General features: G+C 71.2%; 14 protein-coding genes and 1 pseudogene. 12 read left to right on the top strand and 3 right to left on the bottom strand.

All coding sequences use genetic code 11. The annotated features are described in order from the left end of the window. Positions 1 to 20: 20 nt before the first annotated feature. Positions 21 to 1,373, bottom strand: coding sequence for an amidase family protein (locus ACFZBP_RS14090; protein WP_391412942.1), 1,353 nt, complete (start codon positions 1,371 to 1,373; stop codon positions 21 to 23). Positions 1,374 to 1,620: 247 nt separating this feature from the next. Between ACFZBP_RS14090 and ACFZBP_RS14085 the strand changes: the two genes are divergently transcribed. The 3 genes and pseudogenes from ACFZBP_RS14085 (at position 1,621) to ACFZBP_RS14075 (ending at position 6,163) form a co-directional block, all read left to right on the top strand. Next, the gene (locus ACFZBP_RS14085) at positions 1,621 to 3,462 is read left to right on the top strand and encodes a family 20 glycosylhydrolase (RefSeq protein WP_391412940.1); all 1,842 of its coding nucleotides are present in this window, start codon (positions 1,621 to 1,623) and stop codon (positions 3,460 to 3,462) included. Between the two features lie 9 nt (positions 3,463 to 3,471). Beyond that, positions 3,472 to 5,013, top strand: a complete 1,542-nt coding sequence (locus ACFZBP_RS14080) for an alpha-L-fucosidase (RefSeq protein ID WP_391412938.1) — start codon at positions 3,472 to 3,474, stop codon at positions 5,011 to 5,013. 44 nt (positions 5,014 to 5,057) lie between these two features. Beyond that, a pseudogene (locus ACFZBP_RS14075) lies at positions 5,058 to 6,163 on the top strand (serine hydrolase domain-containing protein). A 30-nt stretch (positions 6,164 to 6,193) separates the two neighbouring features. Here ACFZBP_RS14075 and ACFZBP_RS14070 read toward each other — a convergent pair. Next, a complete protein-coding gene (locus ACFZBP_RS14070) occupies positions 6,194 to 7,261 on the bottom strand; it encodes a substrate-binding domain-containing protein (RefSeq protein ID WP_391412936.1) in 1,068 nt (355 codons plus the stop codon). Positions 7,262 to 7,455: 194 nt separating this feature from the next. Between ACFZBP_RS14070 and ACFZBP_RS14065 the strand changes: the two genes are divergently transcribed. From ACFZBP_RS14065 to ACFZBP_RS14040, 6 genes are read left to right on the top strand one after another with little or no spacing between them, the layout of a single operon-like run. After that, positions 7,456 to 8,748, top strand: coding sequence for an extracellular solute-binding protein (locus ACFZBP_RS14065; RefSeq protein WP_391412933.1), 1,293 nt, complete (start codon positions 7,456 to 7,458; stop codon positions 8,746 to 8,748). 6 nt (positions 8,749 to 8,754) lie between these two features. Further along, on the top strand, positions 8,755 to 9,669 hold the full coding sequence (locus tag ACFZBP_RS14060) for a carbohydrate ABC transporter permease (protein WP_383442127.1): 915 nt from the start codon (positions 8,755 to 8,757) through the stop codon (positions 9,667 to 9,669). Further along, positions 9,666 to 10,577 carry an ABC transporter permease subunit gene (locus ACFZBP_RS14055; protein ID WP_391412930.1) on the top strand — a complete coding sequence of 304 codons (912 nt, stop codon included), beginning with the start codon at positions 9,666 to 9,668 and terminating at the stop codon, positions 10,575 to 10,577. Before ACFZBP_RS14060 ends, ACFZBP_RS14055 begins: the two co-directional genes overlap by 4 nt. A gap of 32 nt (positions 10,578 to 10,609) precedes the next feature. Then, on the top strand, positions 10,610 to 11,866 hold the full coding sequence (locus ACFZBP_RS14050; protein WP_391412928.1) for a glycosyl hydrolase: 1,257 nt from the start codon (positions 10,610 to 10,612) through the stop codon (positions 11,864 to 11,866). After that, positions 11,863 to 13,860 (top strand): endo-beta-N-acetylglucosaminidase, encoded by a 1,998-nt coding sequence (locus ACFZBP_RS14045; RefSeq protein WP_391412926.1) that lies wholly within the window; start codon positions 11,863 to 11,865, stop codon positions 13,858 to 13,860. Before ACFZBP_RS14050 ends, ACFZBP_RS14045 begins: the two co-directional genes overlap by 4 nt. Before the next feature lie 28 nt (positions 13,861 to 13,888). Beyond that, complete coding sequence (locus ACFZBP_RS14040) at positions 13,889 to 16,906, top strand: glycoside hydrolase family 38 C-terminal domain-containing protein (protein ID WP_391412924.1); 3,018 nt, start codon at positions 13,889 to 13,891, stop codon at positions 16,904 to 16,906. A gap of 170 nt (positions 16,907 to 17,076) precedes the next feature. Here ACFZBP_RS14040 and ACFZBP_RS14035 read toward each other — a convergent pair whose 3' ends face one another. Next, positions 17,077 to 17,778, bottom strand: coding sequence for a FadR/GntR family transcriptional regulator (locus ACFZBP_RS14035; protein ID WP_383443995.1), 702 nt, complete (start codon positions 17,776 to 17,778; stop codon positions 17,077 to 17,079). A gap of 182 nt (positions 17,779 to 17,960) precedes the next feature. Between ACFZBP_RS14035 and ACFZBP_RS14030 the strand changes: the two genes are divergently transcribed. From ACFZBP_RS14030 to ACFZBP_RS14020, 3 genes are read left to right on the top strand one after another with little or no spacing between them, the layout of a single operon-like run. Next, positions 17,961 to 19,031, top strand: a complete 1,071-nt coding sequence (locus tag ACFZBP_RS14030) for a substrate-binding domain-containing protein (RefSeq protein ID WP_391412922.1) — start codon at positions 17,961 to 17,963, stop codon at positions 19,029 to 19,031. Next, positions 19,028 to 20,629 (top strand): sugar ABC transporter ATP-binding protein, encoded by a 1,602-nt coding sequence (locus tag ACFZBP_RS14025; protein WP_383442145.1) that lies wholly within the window; start codon positions 19,028 to 19,030, stop codon positions 20,627 to 20,629. Before ACFZBP_RS14030 ends, ACFZBP_RS14025 begins: the two co-directional genes overlap by 4 nt. Next, positions 20,622 to 21,647, top strand: a complete 1,026-nt coding sequence (locus ACFZBP_RS14020; protein WP_391412919.1) for an ABC transporter permease — start codon at positions 20,622 to 20,624, stop codon at positions 21,645 to 21,647. The genes ACFZBP_RS14025 and ACFZBP_RS14020 overlap by 8 nt, the downstream gene beginning before the upstream one ends. Positions 21,648 to 21,667 lie beyond the last annotated feature (20 nt).

The following is a 21,667-nucleotide window of genomic DNA, read 5'->3' as shown; positions in this document are numbered from 1 at the left end:
ACCACGTCGGCGCCGCGGGGCTACGGGACCGGGTCCAGCGGAGCCGTCCGCTGCCACGGTCGCAGCTTCTCGATCTGCTCCGCCAGGCCCAGCAGGTCGGCCTCCGAACCGGGACGGCCCACCAGTTGTACGGCGCTGGGGGCGCCGGAGGGGAGGGTGCCGAAGGGGATCGCCATCGCGGGCCAGCCGGTGAGGTTCCACGGGGGAGTCATCGGCGAGTAGTTGGTGTTGGCCAGGACGTTGCGCAGCCAGCCGCGCTCGTGCCAGGCCTCGGACTTGGGGGAGCGGCGGGCGAGGGCCGGGGTGAGCAGCACGTCGTACTCGGCGAAGAACGGCTCCAGGCGCCGGCGCAGCTGCTCCCGGCTGTCGCCGCCGCGCACCCGGTCCACGAAGCGCTTGCCGACGGTGGCGTGGACCCGGGTCCGGCGGGTGAGCTGCCGGAGGTCGAGCCCCCTGACGTCCTCGGCCGTGCCCGCCGTCCAGTGGGTCAGCGAGGTGACGCCCAGCGACATCGGGTACGGCGGATCGGCGCGCCGCACCTGGTGACCGGCCTTGATCAGCAGCCCGGCGGCCTCGCGGGCGGCGGTCGCGTACGGCTTGCTGATGGCGACCCCGGCGAGCGGGCTGCGCAGCGACACCGCGATGTTGTGGGTGCCGGGCGCGTCCGGCCGTACGACGTCGGTGCCGGCGAGGACCGACAGCATCAGGCGGGTGTCCTCGACCGTCGTGGCCAGCGGGCCGTTCTCCGACATGCCGAACCAGTCGCCGTCGCTGACGCCGGCCGGGACCATGCCGTGGCCGGGCTTGATGGTGATCAGGCCGCAGTTGGCGGCCGGGATGCGCAGCGAGCCCATGCCGTCGTTGCCGAGGGCGATCGGCACCATGCCCGCCGCGACCGCGGCCGCGCTGCCGCCGGACGAGCCGCCCGCCGTACGCGAGGTGTCCCACGGGTTGCGGGCGGTGCCGTGCACGCCCTCCGTGGTGCCGAAGACACACAGCTCCGGCACGTTCGTCAGGCCCACCACCACCGCGCCGGCCGCCCGCAGCCGGGCCACGGTCACATGGTCGTCGTCGGCCGGGGTGTCCGGTGTCGCCGCCGAGCCGATCCGCTTGGATTCGCCGCGCACCGCGAGATTGTCCTTGATCGCCACCGGCACGCCCGCCAGCGGCAGTTCGGCGAGGTCGCCGCGCGAGGCCACCTCGTCGGCCTCGGCGAGCGCCGCCTCGGCCCGTACCACCCGGAACGCGCCGACGCGGCCGTCGAGCCGCTCGATCCGGGCCAGGTGCTCGGCCACCACCTCACGGGGCGTGGCCCGCTTCTCGCGTACGGCGGCGGCGATCTCGGCGGCGGTCCTGCCGACCCAGCTGGTCACGGCTGCTCCTCGGGCTTACTGGCGAGTATGTAGGAGAACTCTGCCCCTCGGCGGGCCCGGCGTCGAGAGGCGCCACGCTTGGATATTCGGGCGGCTCTTCTTGGACTTTTCACGCCGCCCCTTCCCGGCTCCACCTCGCTGACCTGCGCATCATCCGATCAATGAGCCAACTTCGGTCGCTTCGCTTCCCATTGACAGCCCTTGGGGCCCGCCCAATCATCAGACATCCGATGAATAGGGGTGCCTCATGAGGAGACGCTGGAGATCGTCAGGTGTCCTGGCGGTGCTGACGCTGATGGTGCTGCTCGTGGCGCCGCTGCCCGCCCTCGCACAGCAGGCGCGTGCGGCAGCGCCGGTCACGGTGCCGGCCCTGGCCGACTGGACCCCGGCCTCCGGCAGCTACACCTACCGGCGCTCCACCCGACTCGTGGCCGACGGCGCCGGCGAACGGCGCGTCGCCGACACCCTCGCCGGTGATCTGCGCGACGCGGGACACGGCACACCCGCCGTGGTGCACTCCGGCGCCCGGCCCGGCGACATCGTCATCGACGTCCGGCCCTCCCGGACCACCCTCGGCGCGGACGGCTACGAACTCCGCGCGGGCGACCGGCTGTCCATCACCGCGGCGACCGAGACCGGCGCCTTCTACGGCACCCGCACGCTCCTCCAGCTCCTCGCGCAGGGCGACCGCGTCCCGGCCGGACGCACGGTCGACGTACCGCGCTACAAGGAGCGGGGTGTCGGTGTCTGCGCCTGCTACATCCACGTCTCGATGCCCTGGCTGGAGAACCTTGTCCGCGAGATGGCGTACCACAAGCTCAACCAGCTGCTCCTCGAACTGAAGGTGAAGAGCGACGCCCACCCCGAGGCCAACACCTGGGGCTACTACACCAAGGACGAGATCCGCCGCCTGGTCGCGCTCGGCAAGCGGTACCACGTCGAGATCATCCCCGAGATCAACTCACCGGGGCACATGGACCCGTGGATCGAGAGCCGCCCGGACCTCCAGCTGACCGACGCCGACGGCGCGAAGCAGCCCTCGCGGCTCGACATCACCAGGCCGGAGGCCTTCGCCTACTACACCAGCCTGATCGATGAGTACGCCGAGGTCTTCCCCGCCACCTCCTGGCACATGGGGGCCGACGAGTACATGCTGGGCTCCGACTTCGCCAAGTACCCGCAGATCCTGAAGTACGCCCAGGACAGGTACGGCCCCGACGCCACACCCCAGGACGCCTTCATCGACTTCGTCAACCGCGTCCACACCTACGCGGCCGGCAAGGGCAGGAAGCTGCGCATCTGGAACGACGGACTCACCGGCGCCAACACCGTCCCGGTGACCGCCGGCACGACGGTCGAGCACTGGCTGAACGTGGCGGTGAAGCCCAGCCGGCTCATCGCGCGGGGCTACCCGGTGATGAACGCCGCCTACGCCCTCTACCTGGTCCGCGGCGGCTTCCACAGCGACACCAAGGGGCTGTACGACCAGAGCTGGGACCCGCGCGGCTTCGAGGGCGAGAAGCTCGCCTCCGCCGACGGCGTCACCGGAGCGAAGATCAGCCTCTGGCCCGACAACGGCCGGGGCGAGACCGAGAACGAGGTCGCCGTCGCCCTGTGGCCGGCGCTGCGGCACATCGCCCAGGCGACCTGGGGCGACCCCCACCCGGACGCCACCTACGCCGGGTTCACGGCACGCGGCACGGCCGTCGGGCACGCCCCCGGGTGGCGGGACCTGACCCGCGTACCGGTGACGGACGGGTCGTACACCTTCCGGACGTCCGGCCGGTCCTTCACCGCCGAGCTGCGGCGCACGCCCGACGGCTACGTGACCTTGCGCACGGCGGACGGCTGCCTCGAGGTGCGCGGCGGAAAGCTCACGCTCAACGTGCCCCTGCAACCCGGGGTGGAGGCGGCCCCGCAGACCTGCGATCCCGCGAACACCCTCCAGCGCTGGCAGTTGGAGCCCACGGCCGGTGGCCACCGGCTCGTCAACGCCATCACCCGGATGACGGTGAGCGTCACGGACGACGGCCGGCTCGCCCAGTACCCGCCGGACCAGCACCCGCCCGCCGTATGGCAGCTGACCTGAGGAGCCTCCATGGCCGTATCCCGTCGCGTCTTCGTCGCGACAGCCGCCGTCCTCGCCGCGACCGGTGCCACCGGACCCGCCCTCGCCGAACCCGCGGCCGACACGGAGGACCGCTACCGCATCCCCGTCAGCCCCGACGACACCGAGGCCGACCTGGTCCGCAAGGCCTCCCAGGTCCGCCCCACCGCACGGCAGATCACCTGGCAGCGCCTGGAACGCACCGCGTTCCTGCACTTCGGCGTGAACACGTTCACCGGCCTCGAATGGGGCACCGGCGACGAGGACCCGAACGTCTTCCAGCCGACCGGCCTCGACACCGACCAGTGGGCGCGCGCCCTGCGCGACGGCGGCTTCAGGCTCGCCATCCTCACCGTCAAGCACCACGACGGCTTCGTCCTCCACCAGACCCGCTACACCAAGCACTCGGTGGCGTCGAGCAGTTGGCGGGGCGGCCGGGGCGACGTCCTGCGCTCCTTCGCCGACTCCATGCGCCGCCACGGCATCAAGGTCGGCGTCTACATCTCGCCTGCCGACGAGAACCAGTACCTGCACGGCGTCTACGCCAACGGCAGCGCCCGCATCGACCACACCATCCCCACCCTCGTCCAGGGCGACGACCGCACACCGTCACGGTCGTACACCCTCCCCGCCACCGACTACGGCGCCCACATGCTCAACCAGCTCTACGAGGTCCTCACCGAGTACGGCCCGATCGACGAGGTCTGGTTCGACGGCGCCCAGGGCCGCATCCCGCCGGACAAGGTCGAGAAGTACGACTGGGACAGCTGGTACACCCTCGTCCGCTCCCTCGCGCCCGAGGCCGTGATCGCCGTGTCCGGCCCGGACGTCCGCTGGGTCGGCAACGAGGGCGGGCTGGCCCGGGAGGACGAGTGGAGCGTCGTACCGGTCCAGGAGAAGGACTACGGGCGCACCGACTACGCCCTCTCCTACGACGCGCCCGACATGGGCAGCCGCGCCGCCCTGGTGAAGGCCCGGCCGGTCGCCGACCACCTCCAGTGGTGGCCCGCCGAGTGCGACGTGTCGATCCGCGACGGCTGGTTCTACCACGCCGACCAACAGCCCAAGGGTGTCGAGCAGTTGACGGACATCTACTTCCGGTCGGTGGGCCGCAACTCGGTGCTGCTCCTCAACATCCCGCCGGACACGGACGGCCTGCTGCCCGCCGCCGACGTGGCGCGGCTGCGGGAGTTCCGCGAGCGCGTCGACCGCGAGCTCCCCGAGGACCTGGCGCGCGACGCCCGGACCACCGCCGCACCGGGCCGTGTCACGGTCGACCTGGGCCGGGAGCGCGAGGTGGACCGGATCCGGCTCGCGGAGGACATCCGGTACGGGCAGCAGGTGGAGGGCTTCGTCGTGGAGGCACAGCGTGACGGGGCCTGGGCGGAGGTGACCCGGGCCGGGGCGATCGGCGCGAGCCGGATCCTGCTGCTGGCGGCACCGGTGCGGGCGCGGCGGTGGCGGGTGCGGGTGACCGGTTCGCGGGCGGCGGCGCGGATCGTGGAGTTCGGGCTGTACCGGTCACAGCTGTGAAATCCGGTTGACCGGGACGGGGCCGCACGGGCTGGATGAGGCCCATGGCCGACATCCAGGGCACCTACGACCGTCTGTTCCTCGCCGTGCCGAACGCGCTGGCCGACATGCTGGACGCGGGGACGCCGGCGGCTCCGTCGCCGTCTTCGTGGACGGCGAACCGGTCGTGGACGTCTGGGGCGGCTTCACGGACGCCGACCGCAGCGCGCCCTGGGAGCGCGACACCCTCGTCAACGTCTGGTCCGTGACCAAGACGATGACGGCGCTGTGCGCCCTGGTCCTCATCGACCGCGGCGCAATCGACCTGGACGCCCCGGTCGCCCGGTACTGGCCGGAGTTCGCGGCGGCCGGCAAGGACAAGGTGCTCGTACGGCACCTGCTCTCGCACACGGCCGGCCTGCCCGACTGGGACGGGACGGCCGACGAGCTCCACGACTGGCCGGCCGCCACGGCCCGGCTCGCCGCGCGCGCTCCCCGCTGGGAGCCGGGCACGGCCGCCGGATACCACTCCCTCACCCAGGGATTCCTGGTCGGCGAGCTCGTGCGCCGGGTCACCGGCCGCAGCGTGGGCGAGTTCCTCGCCGCGGAGGTGACGGGTCCGCTGGGCGCCGACTTCCACGTCGGACTGCCGCCCGCCCACGACCACCGGGTCGCCCCCACCATCCCGCCGACGGGCCGGGACGAGGACTACGCGGCGAGCGCCCCGGACAACCCGACGGGCTCCGAGGCAGGCAACGGCGTGCGCGTTCGCGACGGCAACAGCCCGGCCTGGCGCCGCGCGCAGATCCCCGCGGCGAGCGGATACGGCAACGCCCGCTCGGTCGCGCTGGTGCAGTCGCTTTTGGCCTGCGGGGGAGAGGTGAACGGCGTGCGCCTGCTGTCGCGGGCCGGCTGTGACCGCGCCCGGGAGGAGCAGTTCGACGGCGACGACCGGGTCCTGGGCATGCCGATGCGATGGGGCCTGGGCTACGGCCTGTTCGGCAACACGTACGGCTGGGGCGGCTGGGGCGGCTCCCTGGTGATGATCGACCCCGACAGCCGGATGGTCGTGGCGTATGTGACCCACCAGATGCGCGAACCCGCCGAGGACACCCGGGGTCTCGAGATCGTGACGACCGCCTACGAGGGGCTCCAGGGGCTGCGCCGCTAGAGCCGTACGGCGATTCAGGGGCGGCGAGCGTCAGGCGCCCCGCCCCACCTCCGTACTGTCCCGCGCCACCCCCGTACTGCCCCGCTCCACCAACCGTGGCACCGGCACCCGCACCGCCCGCGCCGACCCCCCGTCCAGGAGGGCGGTCAGCTCACGTGCCGCCGTGCGGCCGAACTCCACGCTGTCCCGGGACAGCGCCGACAGCCACGGTTTGACCATGCGGCACAGCGCCGAGTCCTCCCAGGACACCACCGAGACGTCCGCCGGTACCGAGAAGCCGAGTTCGGCCGCCGCGGCGGCGCCGGCGACGGCCATCACGTCGTTGTCGTAGATCAGGGCGGTCGGGGGAGTGGGACCCTCCAGCACCCGGCGCGTGACCGCCGCGCCCTCGGCGTCGGAGTAGTCGGTGGTCACGGACTTCACCTCGGACAGGCCGCGCCGCCCGGCCTCGGCACGCAGGGTGCGGATGCGGCGCTCGGTGTGGGCCAGCCCCGGCAGCCCGGCGATGTGCACGATCCGCCGGTGGCCGAGCGCGTACAGGCCGTCCACGACCGAGGCCATCGCGCCCGCGTCGTCCGCCCACACGGTCGACAGGCCGGGGTGCCGGTCGTCGGGTGCGCCGCCGATCACCACGGCGGGCAGGCCGAGTTCGTCGAGGAGACCGGGGCGGGGATCGTCCGTGCGCGGGTCGACCACGAGGACGCCGTCCACCCGGTGCTCGGCCCACCAGCGCCGGTAGACCGCGCACTCGTCGGCGACGTCCTCCACCACCTGGAACAGCAGCCCGAGATGGCGCTCCGCCAGCACCTCCTGGATACCGGAGACGAGTTGCAGGAAGAACGAATCCACGCCCAGGGTGTCCGCGGGCCGCGCCAGCACGAAGCCGACGGTCGCCGCGCCCTCCCCGGAGAGGGCGCGCGCCGCCGTGCTGGGCCGCCAGCCCAGCTCCTCGGCGACCCGCCGCACCCGGTCACGGGTGTCCTCCGAGACACCGGGGCGTCCGTTCAGGGCGAAGGAGACGGCGCTCTGCGAGACGCCGGCGTGCCGCGCTATGTCCTTCATCGTCGGCCGACGGGCCGGTGACCGCTTGCCTGACATGGTGCTTCCCCTGATTCCCCATTCCGGCGTCACATTCCCGGAGCAGTATGCACTAATGCGGTTCAGCTCCACGGCCCTAATGCGCATTAGTCACTAATGAAATTAGCTGTGCGAGAGCCATTGACGGGCTCGCGGAACGGCGTGCAGGGTCTGCCTCGTCGACCAACCCGCCCATAAAAGGAGGACGGTTCACGGTGTCCGTTTCCCGTAGAGCCCTCGCCGCCGCATTCGCCGTCTGTGTCGTCCTGCCGCTGAGCGCCTGCGGCTCGGGAGGGGGCGACGGTTCCACCGCCGACGCCTCCGGCAAGGTCGAGGGCGACATCACCTTCCAGACCTGGAATCTCCGCGCCAACTTCAAGGACTACTTCGAAGGCCTGATCGCCGACTTCGAGAAGAAGTACCCCGGCACCGACGTCAAGTGGGTCGACCAGCCCGCCGAGGGGTACGCCGACAAGATCAGCGCCGACGCCGCCGGCGGCACCCTCCCCGACGTCGTCAACGTCTCGCCCGACCTGGTCGCCCCGCTCGCCAAGGCCGGCCTCGCGCTCGACCTCGACAAGGCGGCGGCCCAGTACCGGAAGGAGTACCTGCCCGGCGCCTGGGCCAGCCACCGGATACCCGGCATGACCGGCACGTACGCCTTCCCCTGGTACCTCAACACCGGCCCGCTCTTCTACAACAAGACCCTCTTCAAGGAGGCCGGCCTCGACGCCGGGCAGCCGCCGAAGACGTACGACGAAGTCTTCGACGCCGCGCTGGAGATGGCGGAGAAGACCGACGGCAAGGTCGCCACCCTCGCCAACGTCCCCACCATCGAGGACTTCGGCCGCTACGGCGTCCGGCTCATGAACAAGGAAGGCGACGCCTTCACCTTCAATGACGCCAAGGGAGTCGAACTCCTCACCAGATACAAGGAGTTGTACGACGCCAAGGCCCTCGACCCGCAGGCCCTGACCGCCACCCCCGAGTCGTCCGGCAAGAAGTTCCTCACCGGTGCCGTCGCCATGAACCCGGGCAGCGCGCTCGACCTCGGCAACTTCAAGAAGCAGGCGCCGAACCTGTACAGGAACATCGGCATCACCGACCAGATCACCAGCACCGGCCACGTCAACATGTACGTCATGGGCGTGATGGTCAACGCCCGGACCAAGCGCGCCCCGGCCGCGGTCGCCTTCGCGCACTACGTCACCGACGCCGCGCACCAGATGTCGTTCGCCAAGCAGGTCGCCATCTTCCCCAGCACCGCCGGCTCGCTCGACGACCCGTACTTCACCAAGGAGGACGGCACCGACGAGACACGGGTGCGGGTCGCTGCCGCCAAGTCGCTGAAGAACGCCGTCAACTACACGCCCGTGCTGTTCAGCGAGCAGATGAAGACCGAGCTGCGCAACGAGGTCGCCAAGGCGCTGCAGGGCAAGGAGAGCCCGAAGGAAGCTCTTGACAACGCTGTCGAGGCCTGCAACCGGCTTCTTCAGCAGCAGGGATAGCGGGCGATGGCCAGTTCCGCCGTCTCCCGGGTGCGGCGCCCGGAGCGCCGGGTGCGGCGCCAACTTCCCACCAGCCCCTGGCTGTTCGCCGCGCCGGGGATGCTGATCATCGGCGCCTTCATCCTGTACCCGTTCGTCTCCACCCTGGTCAACGCCTTCACCGACCGGCGCACGCTGATCCCGGGCGAGTTCGTGGGCCTGGCGAACTTCCGCGAGCTGTTGCAGGACGACATGTTCTGGATCGGCCTGCGCAACAGCACGCTGTACGTCCTCGGAGTCGTCCCCGCACTGGTGATCCTGCCGCTGCTGCTCGCGCTGCTCGTGCAGAAGAACATCCCCGGCATCACCTTCTTCCGGTCCGCGTTCTACACCCCGGTCGTCGCCTCGATCGTGGTCGTCGGACTGATCTGGGTGTGGCTGCTCGACGAGCGCGGACTGGTGAACTCGCTGCTGGAGGCGATCGGCGTCGGCCGGGTCGGCTTCCTCAGCGACCAGTGGCTGCTCCTGCTGAGCGCGATGGCCGTGACGGTCTGGAAGGGCCTCGGCTACTACATGATCATTTATCTGGCGGCGCTGGCGAACGTGCCGCGCGAGCTGCACGAGGCGGCCGCCGTGGACGGCGCCGGCGCGATCCGCCGCTTCCTCACCGTCACCGTCCCGGCCGTCCGCTCCACCATGGTCCTGGTCGGGGCACTGTCCTCGGTCGCCGCCTTCAAGGTGTTCTCCGAGGTGTATCTGATGGCCGGCCCGAGCGGCGGACCGGCGGGCGAGGACACCACCCTCGTCATGCTCGTCCAGCGCACCGGCACCGGCCTCACCGGCCGCGTCGGCTACGCCTCGGCCATCTCCGTCGTCGTCTTCGTCGTCACCGTCGCCCTGATGCTGCTCGTGCTGCGCGCCGACCGGAGGGACGAGTCATGAGCGTGCTGGAGAAGGCGCGGCCCACCGCGTCGAGGTCCCCCGCCGCTGCCCGCGAACCGCGCGTCACCGATCAGAACGGCCGCCGCGTCAGGGTATGGGAACTCACCTTCCGCTACCTGCTGCTGCTCGCCGTCCTGGCCCTGACCGTCGGCCCGTTCCTCTGGCAGCTGTCGACCTCCCTCAAGGGGCCCACCGAGGACATCTTCAGCTCCCCGCCGAAGTTCCTGCCGGGCGACCCGACGCTGCACAACTACGAGCGCGTCGCCGACACCATCCCCGTCTGGGACTACGCCCTCAACTCGCTGAAGGTCGCCACCGCCAACGTCGTCACCAACTGCGTCGGCGCGGCCCTCGCCGGCTACGCGCTTGCCCGGCTCCGCTACCGGGGTCGCCGCGCGGCCACCCTCGCCTTCATCCTGGCGATGCTCGTGCCCGTGGAGGGCATCATCATCGCCCAGTTCACGACCATGCGGGAGCTCGGCCTCAACAACACCCTCGTCGGCGTCGTCCTGCCCGGCTCCATCAGCGCCCTGAACGTCCTGCTGATGCGCAACGCCTTCCTCAACCTGCCGTACGAGATCGAGGAGGCCGCCTATGTCGACGGTGCCAACGTCTGGCAGCGGTTCCTTCGGGTCGCGCTGCCGTCCGTGAAGGGGACCGTCGCCGTCGTCGCGATCTTCGCGTTCATGGGCGCCTGGGACGACTTCCTGTGGCCGCTGATCGTGCTGAGCGACCCGTCCAAGTTCACCCTGACCATCGGCCTCAACTATCTGCACGGCACCTTCGCCAACGACGAACGCCTCGTCGCCGTCGGCACGATCATCGCCGTGGCACCGCTGATCGCCCTGTTCGCCTGCCTCCAGCGGTACTTCTTCCGCGGCGTCGGCGAGGGCGCGGTGAAGGGCTGAACCCCCCACCCCCCGCGTAGCAAGGACACCGCATGCCTCCTGCCGTGCGCTTCGGCGTCAACTACACCCCGAGCGAAGGGTGGTTCCACCACTGGCTCGACTTCGACCTCGACTCCGTACGCGCCGACCTCGACTCCATCGCGGCGCTGGGCCTCGACCACATCCGGGTCTTCCCGATGTGGCCGTACTTCCAGCCCAACCGCACCCTGATCCGCGAGCGGGCCGTCGCGGACCTCGTACGGCTCGTCGACGCCGCCGCCGAACGCGGCCTCGACGTCAACGTGGACGGACTGCAGGGCCACTTGAGCAGCTTCGACTTCCTGCCGGCCTGGACCCGCACATGGCACCGGCGCAACCTCTTCACGGACCTGGAGGTCATCGAGGGCCAGGCCGCCTACCTGCGCACACTGGCGGCGGCCCTGCACGGCCGCCCCAACTTCATCGGCATGACCCTCGGCAACGAGGTCAACCAGTTCTCGGCGGGCCCGCACCCCGACCCCGACCGGGCCACGGCCGAGCAGATCGACGCCTGGCTCACCCGCATGCTCGCCGCCTGCGAGGAGGGCGCCCCCGGGCGGCTGCACCTGCACGCCGAGTACGACGCCACCTGGTACCAGGACGACCAGCCGTTCACGCCGGCCCAGGCGGCCCGGCACGGCGCCGTCACCGCCGTGCACTCGTGGGTCTTCAACGGCACCGCCCAGCGCCACGGCCGCGTCTCCGTGCCCACCGAGCACCACGCCGCCTACCTCGTCGAACTGAGCAAGGCCTGGGCCGACGACCCGCACCGCCCCGTCTGGCTCCAGGAGGTCGGCGCGCCGGCGCCACTGGTCCCGGCCGAGCACGCCGCCGCCTTCACCGAGGCGACCGTCGCGAACGCCCTGGACTGCCCCGACCTGTGGGGCATCACCTGGTGGTGCTCCCACGACGTGTCCCGCGAGCTGGCCGACTTCCCCCGACTCGAATACGGCCTGGGCCTGTTGACCAACGACCGCAAGCCGAAGGACATGGCACGGGTGCTGGAGCGGGCGGCCCAGGAGCCGCGCCGCACACCCGCAACGCGCGCCACGGCGCTGATCGTCCCCGCCGACCCGGCCGCCCGCTCGCTCTGCGCGCCCGGCGGCCCCGTCTTCGACGCCTACTTCCGGCTGGTCGCCGACGGCGCCCGCCCCACCACCGTCCTCGACACGCGCGCCGCCGACCGGGACCATCTCTCCGCACGCGGCATCACCGAGGTCGTCGCTCCCGATCAGGTACTCCCCACCCCACAAGGAGGCACCCGCTCGTGAACCCCACCAGACGCACCGTCCTCATCGCCGGCGCCACGGCCGCTCTTCTGCCGTCGCTGCCCGCGCAGGCCGCCCCCAAGGCCGCCGCCCTCCAGCCGTACGCCTCCTACTGGTACCCGGACTCCCTGCCCTCCGGCACCCCGGGCCCCGGCATCACCTGGCGCGGCCTGAAGTCCTGGCGCCCCGCCGACGACCCGGACCTCGCCTTCAACGCGTCGAGCGTGCCGCTGGCCCCGCGCTTCACCCCGCACCCGGCCAACACCACGGCCCGCGCGGGTCAGGCCCGTATCCAGTCCCTGGTGTCCTTCGGGCCCACCGCGAGCAACCCTTCCCAGGGCTCGGCCACCGCCGACTACTACGCCCTGACCCACTGGGCGTACATCGACGAGCTGGTCTTCTGGGGCGGCTCGTCGGGGGAGGGGCTGATTCTCGCGCCGAACGCGCCGATCGTCGACGCCGCCCACCGGCACGGGGTGCCCGTCCTCGGGAACGTCTTCCTGCCGCCCGTCGCCTACGGCGGGCAGTTGCGGTGGACGCGGGACCTGGTGCAGAAGGACGCCGCCGGTCGGTATCCGCTGGCCGAGCGGCTGGTGGCGGTCGCGGCGGCGTACGGGTTCGACGGGTGGTTCGTGAACGCCGAGACCGGGGGCGGGGACGCCGCTCTGGGTGCCGACATGCTCGGCTTCCTGCGGGAGCTGAAGTCGCTCGCCCAGGCCCAGGTGCAGCGGGTGACCTGGTACGACTCGATGACCGTGAACGGGACCGTGAGCTGGCAGGGGGCGCTCGACGCGCAGAACGAGGCGTTCTTCCAGGCCGCCGACGACATGTTCGTCGACTTCCGGTGGACGGCGAGCAGTCTGTCCTCGTCGGGGCGGCGGGCCGAGCAACTCGGCCGGAGCCGGTACGAGTTGTGGGCGGGCGTCGACGTCGAGGCGAACGGGTGGAACTCCTCCGTGCGGTGGGACGCGATCGTGCCGACGGACAAGGCGCATGTCACGTCGGTCGGTCTCTACCGGCCCGAGTGGACGCGCAACCACCTGCCGGCGGACGGTCGGGCGCCCGGTGACTTCCACGCCGCCGACGACCGGTTCTGGACCGGACGCTCACTCGATCCGTCCGCGCCGGACGGCACGGACAGCTGGCGGGCGCCGTCCGTGTCCGTCGCCGACCGCTCGACGGTGACGTCGGTGCCGTTCGCGAGCGTGTTCAACACCGGGCACGGGCTGCGCTGGTACGAGGCGGGGGAGGTGACCTCGGACGCGCCCTGGAACCACCTCGGGCTGCAGGACCGGCTGCCGTCCCGGCGATGGGTCGTGCACACCGAGGGGCGACATCCGGCGGTGAACTTCGACTTCGCCGACGCGTGGTGTGGCGGGAGCAGTGTGCTCGTCGACGGTGAACTCGACGAACCCGTGGTGGTGGATGTGTATGCGACACGGCTGCCGTTGGGTGTTGACACGGTTGTCGAGCTGACGCACCGCGTCGACGCGGGCCGTGTGAACGTCGAGCTGGGCGTCGCCACCGCCGAACCGAGCACGCCGGGCGCGACACCGCCGTACACCTTCTTCCCTGTGGACTCGGTCAACACCTGGCAGACGTCGACCGTACGGCTCACGGGCCTCGGCGCAACCGTGCGCGCGCTCGGGGTCCGGCTCACCGCGACCGACGGCCCGGTGAGCTGGCGGCTCGGCGGGATCGCCGTACGGAACGAACCCGTCACCCCCGCCGCCCCCTCCGGTCTGCGGATCACCGCCGCCACGGGCGGCGATCTGCGCCTGGCCTGGAACGCCTCCCCGGGCGCCGTACGGCACTACACCCTGCACCGCGTCCTGCCCGACGGCACCCGGCGCTTCCTCGGCGGAACCTGCCAGCGTGCCTACTTCGTCGCCGGGCTGCGGCCCGAACAGGGCGAGACGGCCGCGCGGTTGGAACTGCGTGCCGTAGGGGAGCTGTACACAGCGTCGGCCCCCGTCACCGTGACCCACCCCTGGTAACCGTCCCCCCAGCCTTGGAGCACCCCGTATGCATGACGACCGCAGCCTGGTCGAAGCCCGCCTCAAGCGCGTCCTCGACGAGCGCGTCCGCCCCGCCGTGTACCCCGAGACCGTGCCGCTGGACGTGGCGGTGTGGCACGCGCCGGGCGAACCGGTGCCGGTCGCCGAGGGAATCGCGGCCGAACCCGAGGCCATCGAGGTGGGGGCGCGTTGGGGTGCTCCCTGGGGCACCAGCTGGTTCCGGGTCACCGGGACCGTCCCCGAGGCGTGGGCCGGGAGGACGGTGGAGGCACTCCTCGACCTCGGGTTCGACGAGAACATGCCCGGCTTCCAGTGCGAGGGCCTCGTCCACCGGCCCGACGGCAGCCCCGTGAAGGGCCTCAACCCGCGCAACCAGTGGGTGCGGATCGGCTCGCCCGTCGCGGGCGGGGAGGAGGTGCGTCTGCACATCGAGGCCGCCTCCAACCCCGTCATCCTCGACTACCACCCCTTCCTGCCCACGCAGTTGGGCGACAGGGAGACCGCGGGCAGCGAACCGCAGTACACGCTCACCCGCATGGACCTCGCCGTCTTCGACGAGACGGTGTGGCAGCTCGTCATCGACCTGGAGGTGCTCAGCGAGCTGATGGCCGAGCTGCCGGTGGAGTCGGCGCGCCGCTGGGAGATCCTGCGGGCCGTGGAGAAGGCGCTCGACGCGATCGACCTCCAGGACGTCGGCGGCACGGCGGCCCGCGCCCGTTCCCGGCTCACCGACGTCCTCGCCGCCCCCGCCGTCCCCTCCGCCCACCGCATCAGCGCCGTCGGACACGCCCACATCGACTCGGCGTGGCTGTGGCCGCTGCGGGAGACGGTGCGCAAGGTGGCCCGTACGACGTCCAACATGACCGCGCTGATCGAGGACGAGCCCGACTTCGTCTTCGCCATGTCGCAGGCCCAGCAGTGGGCGTGGGTGAAGGAACACCGGCCCGAGGTGTGGGCGCGGGTGAAGAAGGCGGTCGCGGACGGGCGGTTCGTGCCGGCCGGCGGAATGTGGGTGGAGTCGGACACCAACATGCCGGGCTCGGAGGCGATGGCCCGGCAGTTCGTGCACGGCAAGCGGTTCTTCCTCGACGAGTTCGGCATCGAGAACGACGAGGCCTGGCTGCCCGACACCTTCGGCTTCGCCGCCGGACTGCCCCAGATCATCAAGGCCGCCGGCTCCAAGTGGCTGCTGACACAGAAGATCTCCTGGTCGCAGACGAACAAGTTCCCGCACCACACCTTCCAGTGGGAGGGCATCGACGGCACCCGGATCTTCACCCACTTCCCGCCCGTCGACACCTACAACTGCTCCATGAAGGGCAGCGAGATCGCCCACGCCGCCCGCAACTTCAAGGACAAGGGCCGCGCCCGGCACTCCCTCGCCCCCACCGGCTGGGGCGACGGAGGCGGCGGCACCACCCGCGAGATGATCGCCAAGGCGGCCCGGCTGCGTGACCTGGAGGGCTCCGCCACCGTCGTCTGGGAGACCCCGGACGCCTTCTTCCGCAAGGCCGAGGCCGAATACCCCGACCCGCCCGTCTGGGTCGGCGAGCTCTACCTCGAACTCCACCGAGCCACCCTCACCAGCCAGGCGAAGACCAAGCAGGGCAACCGCCGCAGCGAACACCTGCTGCGCGAGGCCGAACTGTGGGCGGCGACGGCGGCCGTACGGGCCGGATTCCCTTACCCGTACGAGGAGTTGGACCGCGTCTGGAAGACGGTGCTGCTGCACCAGTTCCACGACATCCTGCCCGGGTCGTCGATCGCCTGGGTGCACCGGGAGGCGCGCAGGACGTACGAGCAGGTCGCCGAGGAGCTGACGGGGATCATCCGCGCCGCACAGCGGGCGCTGGTGGGGGACGGGGAGCGGATCGTGCTGTTCAACTCCGCCCCGCACGCCCGCGCCGGTGTTGCGGCGGGCGGCGTCGGAACCCCCGAGGCCCAGGGGCGGACGCGGGTGACGCCACGGCCGGGGGGCGGTCACGTCCTGGACAACGGCCTGCTGCGGGTCGAGATCGACGGGCGGGGCCTGGTGGTGTCCGTGTACGACATCGACGCCGACCGCGAGACGATCGCGCCGGGCGGTGCCGCGAATCTCCTCCAACTCCACTGCGACTTCCCGAACATGTGGGACGCCTGGGACGTCGACGAGTTCTACCGCAACACGGTCACCGACCTGACCGACGTGAAGATCGTCGACGAGAGCGGGGACGGCGTCCGGGTCGTACGGGCCTTCGGCTCGTCCCGGGTCACGCAGCGGCTCAGCCTCGCGCCGGGCGACAAGCGCCTGCTCGTCGACACGGTGGTGGACTGGCACGAGACGGAGAAGTTCCTGAAGCTCGCCTTCCCGCTGGACGTCCACGCGGAGCGGTACGCCTCGGAGACCCAGTTCGGGCACTTCCACCGGCCCACGCACACCAACACCAGCTGGGAGGCGGCCAAGTTCGAGGCCTGCAACCACCGCTTCGTGCACCTGGAGGAGCCGGGCTGGGGCGTCGCCATCGTCAACGACTCCACGTACGGCCACGACGTGACCCGCACGGTCCGCACCGACGGCGACCGCGGTACGACCACCACCGTCCGCGTCTCCCTCCTGCGCGCCCCGCGCTTCCCCGACCCCGAGACCGACCAGGGCGTCCACCGCTTCCGGCACGCCCTGGTGCCGGGCGCGGGCATCGGGGACGCGGTGCGCGAGGGCTGGCGGATCAACCTGCCCGAGCGACGGGTGAGCGGCGGCGTCGACGAGGTCGCACCGCTGGTCACCGTCGACCAGGACGCGGTCGTCGTCACCGCCGTCAAGCTGGCCGACGACGGCAGCGGAGACGTGGTGGTACGCCTCCACGAGGCGCACGGCGGTCGCGTACGGGCCACCCTGACGGCGGGATTCGAGGTCACCGACGTTGTGGCCACGGATCTGCTGGAGCGTGCGCTGCCCGAGGCGCCGGCGTACGACGGGCGTCGCCGTGTGGCGCTGCGGTTGCGGCCCTTCGAGCTGGTCACGCTGCGCCTGCGCCGGGCGGCTTAGGCCGGACGGGGACGGCGGCGCGCCGCAGCAGCGCCGGTGCGGCTTCACCGGCGCGGACGCCGACGGCATCCCCGGTCAGGTGTCCCTGGACCGGCTCGGCGACGCCCACGACTTCGACGTACGGCCGTAGGACCCGGCGCCGGAAGAACCCCGCACCGGAAGGACGCGGGTCACTCGCCGAGCTGCGCCCGCAGCCACTGCTCGACCTCGCCCACATGAGCGGCCGCCGCCGCCCGGGCCGCCTCCGGGTCGTGGGCGACCAGGGCACGGTGGATCGCGGCGTGTTCGCGCCGGGTGCGGGCGAAGGCGCCCTCCTCCTGGTAGCCCCGCCAGACGCGGGCGCGGAACGTGCGGGAGGACAGGCCCTCCAGGATCGCGGCCATCGTCTCGTTGCCGGCGGCGGCCGCGATCTCGCGGTGGAAGGCCAGGTCGTGAGCGAGGATCTCCTCGGGGTCGTCGGTGGCGTTCATCGCCGTCAGGTGCTTCTCGACCTCCGCGAGCTGGTCCGGCGTGATGCGCGCCGCCGCGAGTGCCGTCGCCGTCGACTCAAGGATGCGGCGCACCTCCAGCAGCTCCACCAGCCGCGGTCCCCGGGACAGGTCGGCGACCACCCCGAACGTCTCCAGCAGGTCGCCGGCCTCCAGCTGGGTGACGTAGATGCCCGAACCGTGCCGCGCCTCCAGCACCCCCAGCACGGTCAGCGCGCGGATCGCCTCCCGCATCGAGCTGCGGGACATGCCGAGCTGCGCCGCCAGATCGCGCTCGGTCGGCAGCCGCTGGCCGGGCTCCAGCCGCCCCTCCGCGATCATCGCCTTGATCCGCTCGATGGCGCGCTGCGTCACGGTGCCCTTCTGCGGGGCCGTCTCGTCCACGTTCACGCCGTTCCTCCTGTCACCGGTCCGCCGCAGTCTAACCAGCGAGGTGGTCCGACCAATACGGTCGCGATGAAGGAAAATCTGCCGCCGGAGGGTGTTCTCGCCTGGAAGTGGTCTGATAAATATGCGGGCAACTGCTCGAACCAGGTGCTCGAACACGCTCAACGAGGAGCCGCCAGATGCACGGCACAACAACGCGGAAGCAGGACAGGACTCGCAGAGGTGCGGCGCTGGCCGCGGTCGTCGGCGCCTCGCTCGCACTCGCCGCCTGCGGCAGCACCAAGGACACCGGCGCCGCGAGCGCGCAGGGCGGCGGGAGCGGCAAGGTCGGGGTGATCCTGCCCCTGCTCACCTCGCCGTTCTGGCAGTCGTACAACGACTACGTGCCGAAGATGGCCGACTCCGAGGGCGTCGACACGCTCAAGACGGTCAACTCCAACAGCGACCCCTCCCAGCAGATCACCGACATCAACAACCAGCTCAACCAGGGGGTGAAGGGCCTCGTCGTCGCCCCCCTGGACAGCGCCGCCATCGAGGCCGGTCTCGACCAGGCGGAGCGCAAGGGCGTGCCGGTCGTCGCCGTCGACGTGGCGCCCGACAAGGGCAAGGTCGCGATGGTGGTGCGAGCGAACAACGTGGCGTACGGCGAGAAGGCCTGCCAGTACCTCGGCGAGCAGATCCCCTCCGGCAAGGTCGTGCAGATCATGGGCGACCTGGCCTCGGTCAACGGCCGTGACCGCTCCGAGGCGTTCCGCGCCTGCGTGAAGAAGAACTTCCCGAAGCTCAAGGTCCTGGAGATACCCGCCAAGTGGGAGTCCGACGCCGCGGCCTCCAAGCTGGACACCCTCCTCAACGCCAACCCCGACATCAAGGGCATCTACCTGCAGGCCGGCGGCGTCTACCTCGCGCCGACCCTCCAGACCCTGAAGTCCAAGGGCATGCTGAAGAAGGCCGGGCAGGACGGGCACATCACGATCGTCTCCAACGACGGCATCCCCCAGGAGTTCGACGCCATCCGCAAGGGCGAGATCGACGCGACCGTCTCCCAGCCCGCCGACCTGTACGCCAAGTACGGCATGTACTACATCAAGGCGGCGATGGAGGGGAAGACCTTCCAGCCGGGCCCGACGGACCACGACTCGACCATCGTGAAGCTGCCCAGCGGCATCCTGGAGGACCAGTTGCCCGCCCCGCTGGTGACCAAGGACAACGTCGACGACCCCAAGCTCTGGGGCAACACGGTCAAATGAGTACGGCTGTGATCACACCCCTCGCCGAGGCACGGGACATCGTCAAGCGGTACGGCCCCACCACCGCCCTCGCCGACGGCCGGCTCACCGTCCTGCCCGGCGAGTCCCACGCCCTCGTCGGCCGCAACGGCGCCGGCAAGTCGACCCTGGTCAGGATCCTCACCGGCCTCCAGGCGCCCGACGAGGGCGCCGTCCGCTTCGACGGCGAACCCGCGCCCCCACTGGCCGACCGCGACGCCTGGCGCCGCAAGGTCGCCTGCGTCTACCAACACCCCACCCTCGTCCCGGAAATGACGGTTGCCGAGAATCTCTTCATCTCTGAAATACACGCTGCTGGGTCAACTCGCCTGAAGCGCAAGGTCGGCCGGGGGTCCGGGGGTTGTCCCCCGGATGGACACAGCATCAACCGGCAGCCGCTCCAGCGCGGCTTCATCAGCTGGCGCCGACTGCGTACCGAGGCCGCCGACCTCCTCGCCACCTGGGACGTGCACGTCGACCCCGAGGCCCGCACCGCAGACCTCAAGGTCGAGGACCGCCAAATGGTGGAGATCGCCCGGGCGTTGAGCTTCGGCGCCCGCTTCATCATCCTCGACGAGCCCACCGCCCAGCTCGACAACCGCGAGATCGAGCGGCTGTTCACACGGATGCGGGCGCTCCAGGCCTCCGGCGTCACCTTCCTGTTCATCTCGCACCACCTCCAGGAGGTGTACGAGGTCTGCCAGACCGTCACGGTCCTGCGCGACGCCCGCTGGATCACCACCGCCCCCGTCGCCGAACTCCCGCGCCGGGCCCTGGTGGAGGCCATGGCGGGGGAGTCCCTGGAGGCCCTCGCCGAGCAGGCCGTCGACCCCGGGGACGTCGACCACGACGCCCCCGTCCTGCTCGAAGCCCGTGGGCTCACCTCACCGGCGTACGAGAACATCGACCTCACCGTCCGCCGCGGCGAGGTCGTCGGGCTCGCCGGGATCAGTGGCAGCGGCAAGGTCGAGCTCGCCGAGTCCTTCGCGGGACTGCACACCCCGACGGGCGGAACCGCTCGACTCGGCGGCGAGCGGCTGCCGTTCGGGGACGTGCGGGCCGCGCTGAAGGCCGGCGTCGCCTGTGTGCCCCGGGACCGGCACGACCAGGGGCTCGTCGCCGGCATGACCATCGGCGACAACGCCACGATGAGCGTCCTCGACCGGCTGGGCCGCTTCGGCTTCGTCGGCACCGACCGCAGGCGCGGCTTCGCGAACGCCCTCATCGAACGCCTCGACATCCACGCCGAGGGACCCGACCAGCCCGTCTCCGACCTGTCCGGCGGCAACGCGCAGAAGGTCGTCATGGCCCGCGCCCTCGCCTCCGACCCCCGGCTGCTCGTGCTGATCAACCCCACCGCGGGCGTCGACGTGAAGTCCAAGGAGTCCCTGCTCTCGCGCATGGACAGCGCCCGCGAGGACGGCACTGCCGTACTCGTCGTCTCCGACGAACTCGACGACCTGCGCCGCTGTGACCGCGTCCTCGTCCTGTTCCACGGCCGTGTCGTCGCCGAGCACCCGGCGGGCTGGCACGACCACGAGCTGATCGCCGCCATCGAAGGAGTGGACAACCATGGCTGACACCAAGGCTCCGCCGGTGAAGCCGGTGAGCGTGCCGGACGCCCGGTCGGCGAAAGCCGTGCTGTTGCGCCGCTCCCGCGAACTCGCCCTGGTTCCGGCTCTGTTGCTGTTGCTCGTCCTCGGTTCCGTCCTGAACGACTCCTTCTTCACCGAGGCCACGCTGATCTCCATTCTGGCCTCGTCGGCGTCGCTGGCGATGGTGGTGCTGGCCGAGTCGCTGGTGCTCATCACCGGCAAGTTCGACCTGTCGCTGGAGTCGGTGGTCGGGATCGCGCCGGCGGTGGCGGCGCTGCTGGTGCTGCCGGCCGCACAGGCCGGCTGGGGCACAGAGCTCTCCGCCGGGCTCGCGCTGCTGGCCATCCCGCTGGTGGGAGCGGCCATCGGTGCCTTCAACGGCATCCTTGTGGTGAAGGTGAAGCTCAACGCGTTCATCGTCACGCTCGCCATGCTGATCGTCCTGCGCGGGCTCCTCGTCGGTGCCACGAAGGGCAAGACGCTGTTCGGTATGCCCGACGCGTTCTTCTCGCTGGCCACCACCACGTTTCTGCGCATCCCGATCTCCGTATGGGTGGCCGCCGCGGCCTTCGCCGTCGCCGGGCTGGTGCTCAAGTACCACCGTGTGGGCCGATCGTTGTACGCGATCGGGGGCAACCTGGAGGCGGCCCGCGCCGCCGGCATCCGGGTCGACCGGGTCCGGCTCGGGGTCTACGTCGTCGCCGGTGTCCTCGCCTCGATCGGGGGTCTGATGTACACCGGTTACGTCGGCGCGATCGGCGCCAACCAGGGCCAGAACATGATCTTCACCGTGTTCGCCGCCGCGGTGATCGGCGGGATCAGCCTCGACGGCGGCCGGGGCACCATGTTCGGCGCCCTGACCGGCGTACTCCTGCTGGGTGTCGTCAAGACGATGCTCACCATGGCCCAGGTGCCGTCGTTCTGGATCGACGCCATCTACGGCGGAATCATCCTGCTCGCGCTGATCCTCGCCCGCCTCACCACCGGCCGCGCCCAGGACTGACCGTCCCCTGCTCCCCACCG

Source organism: Streptomyces sp. NPDC008086 (genome assembly GCF_042957325.1).
Lineage (GTDB): Bacteria > Actinomycetota > Actinomycetes > Streptomycetales > Streptomycetaceae > Streptomyces.
This window is presented reverse-complemented; position numbering and strand designations above follow the sequence as displayed.

What these genes read in the sequence shown, in the direction of transcription:
- ACFZBP_RS14085 (WP_391412940.1), top strand. Translation starts at nt 1,621, where the DNA reads ATGAGGAGACGCTGGAGATCGTCAGGTGTCCTGGCGGTGCTGACGCTG.
- ACFZBP_RS14080 (WP_391412938.1), top strand. Translation starts at nt 3,472, where the DNA reads ATGGCCGTATCCCGTCGCGTCTTCGTCGCGACAGCCGCCGTCCTCGCC.
- ACFZBP_RS14070 (WP_391412936.1), bottom strand. Translation starts at nt 7,261, where the DNA reads ATGTCAGGCAAGCGGTCACCGGCCCGTCGGCCGACGATGAAGGACATA.
- ACFZBP_RS14060 (WP_383442127.1), top strand. Translation starts at nt 8,755, where the DNA reads ATGGCCAGTTCCGCCGTCTCCCGGGTGCGGCGCCCGGAGCGCCGGGTG.
- ACFZBP_RS14055 (WP_391412930.1), top strand. Translation starts at nt 9,666, where the DNA reads ATGAGCGTGCTGGAGAAGGCGCGGCCCACCGCGTCGAGGTCCCCCGCC.
- ACFZBP_RS14050 (WP_391412928.1), top strand. Translation starts at nt 10,610, where the DNA reads ATGCCTCCTGCCGTGCGCTTCGGCGTCAACTACACCCCGAGCGAAGGG.
- ACFZBP_RS14040 (WP_391412924.1), top strand. Translation starts at nt 13,889, where the DNA reads ATGCATGACGACCGCAGCCTGGTCGAAGCCCGCCTCAAGCGCGTCCTC.
- ACFZBP_RS14030 (WP_391412922.1), top strand. Translation starts at nt 17,961, where the DNA reads ATGCACGGCACAACAACGCGGAAGCAGGACAGGACTCGCAGAGGTGCG.
- ACFZBP_RS14025 (WP_383442145.1), top strand. Translation starts at nt 19,028, where the DNA reads ATGAGTACGGCTGTGATCACACCCCTCGCCGAGGCACGGGACATCGTC.
- ACFZBP_RS14020 (WP_391412919.1), top strand. Translation starts at nt 20,622, where the DNA reads ATGGCTGACACCAAGGCTCCGCCGGTGAAGCCGGTGAGCGTGCCGGAC.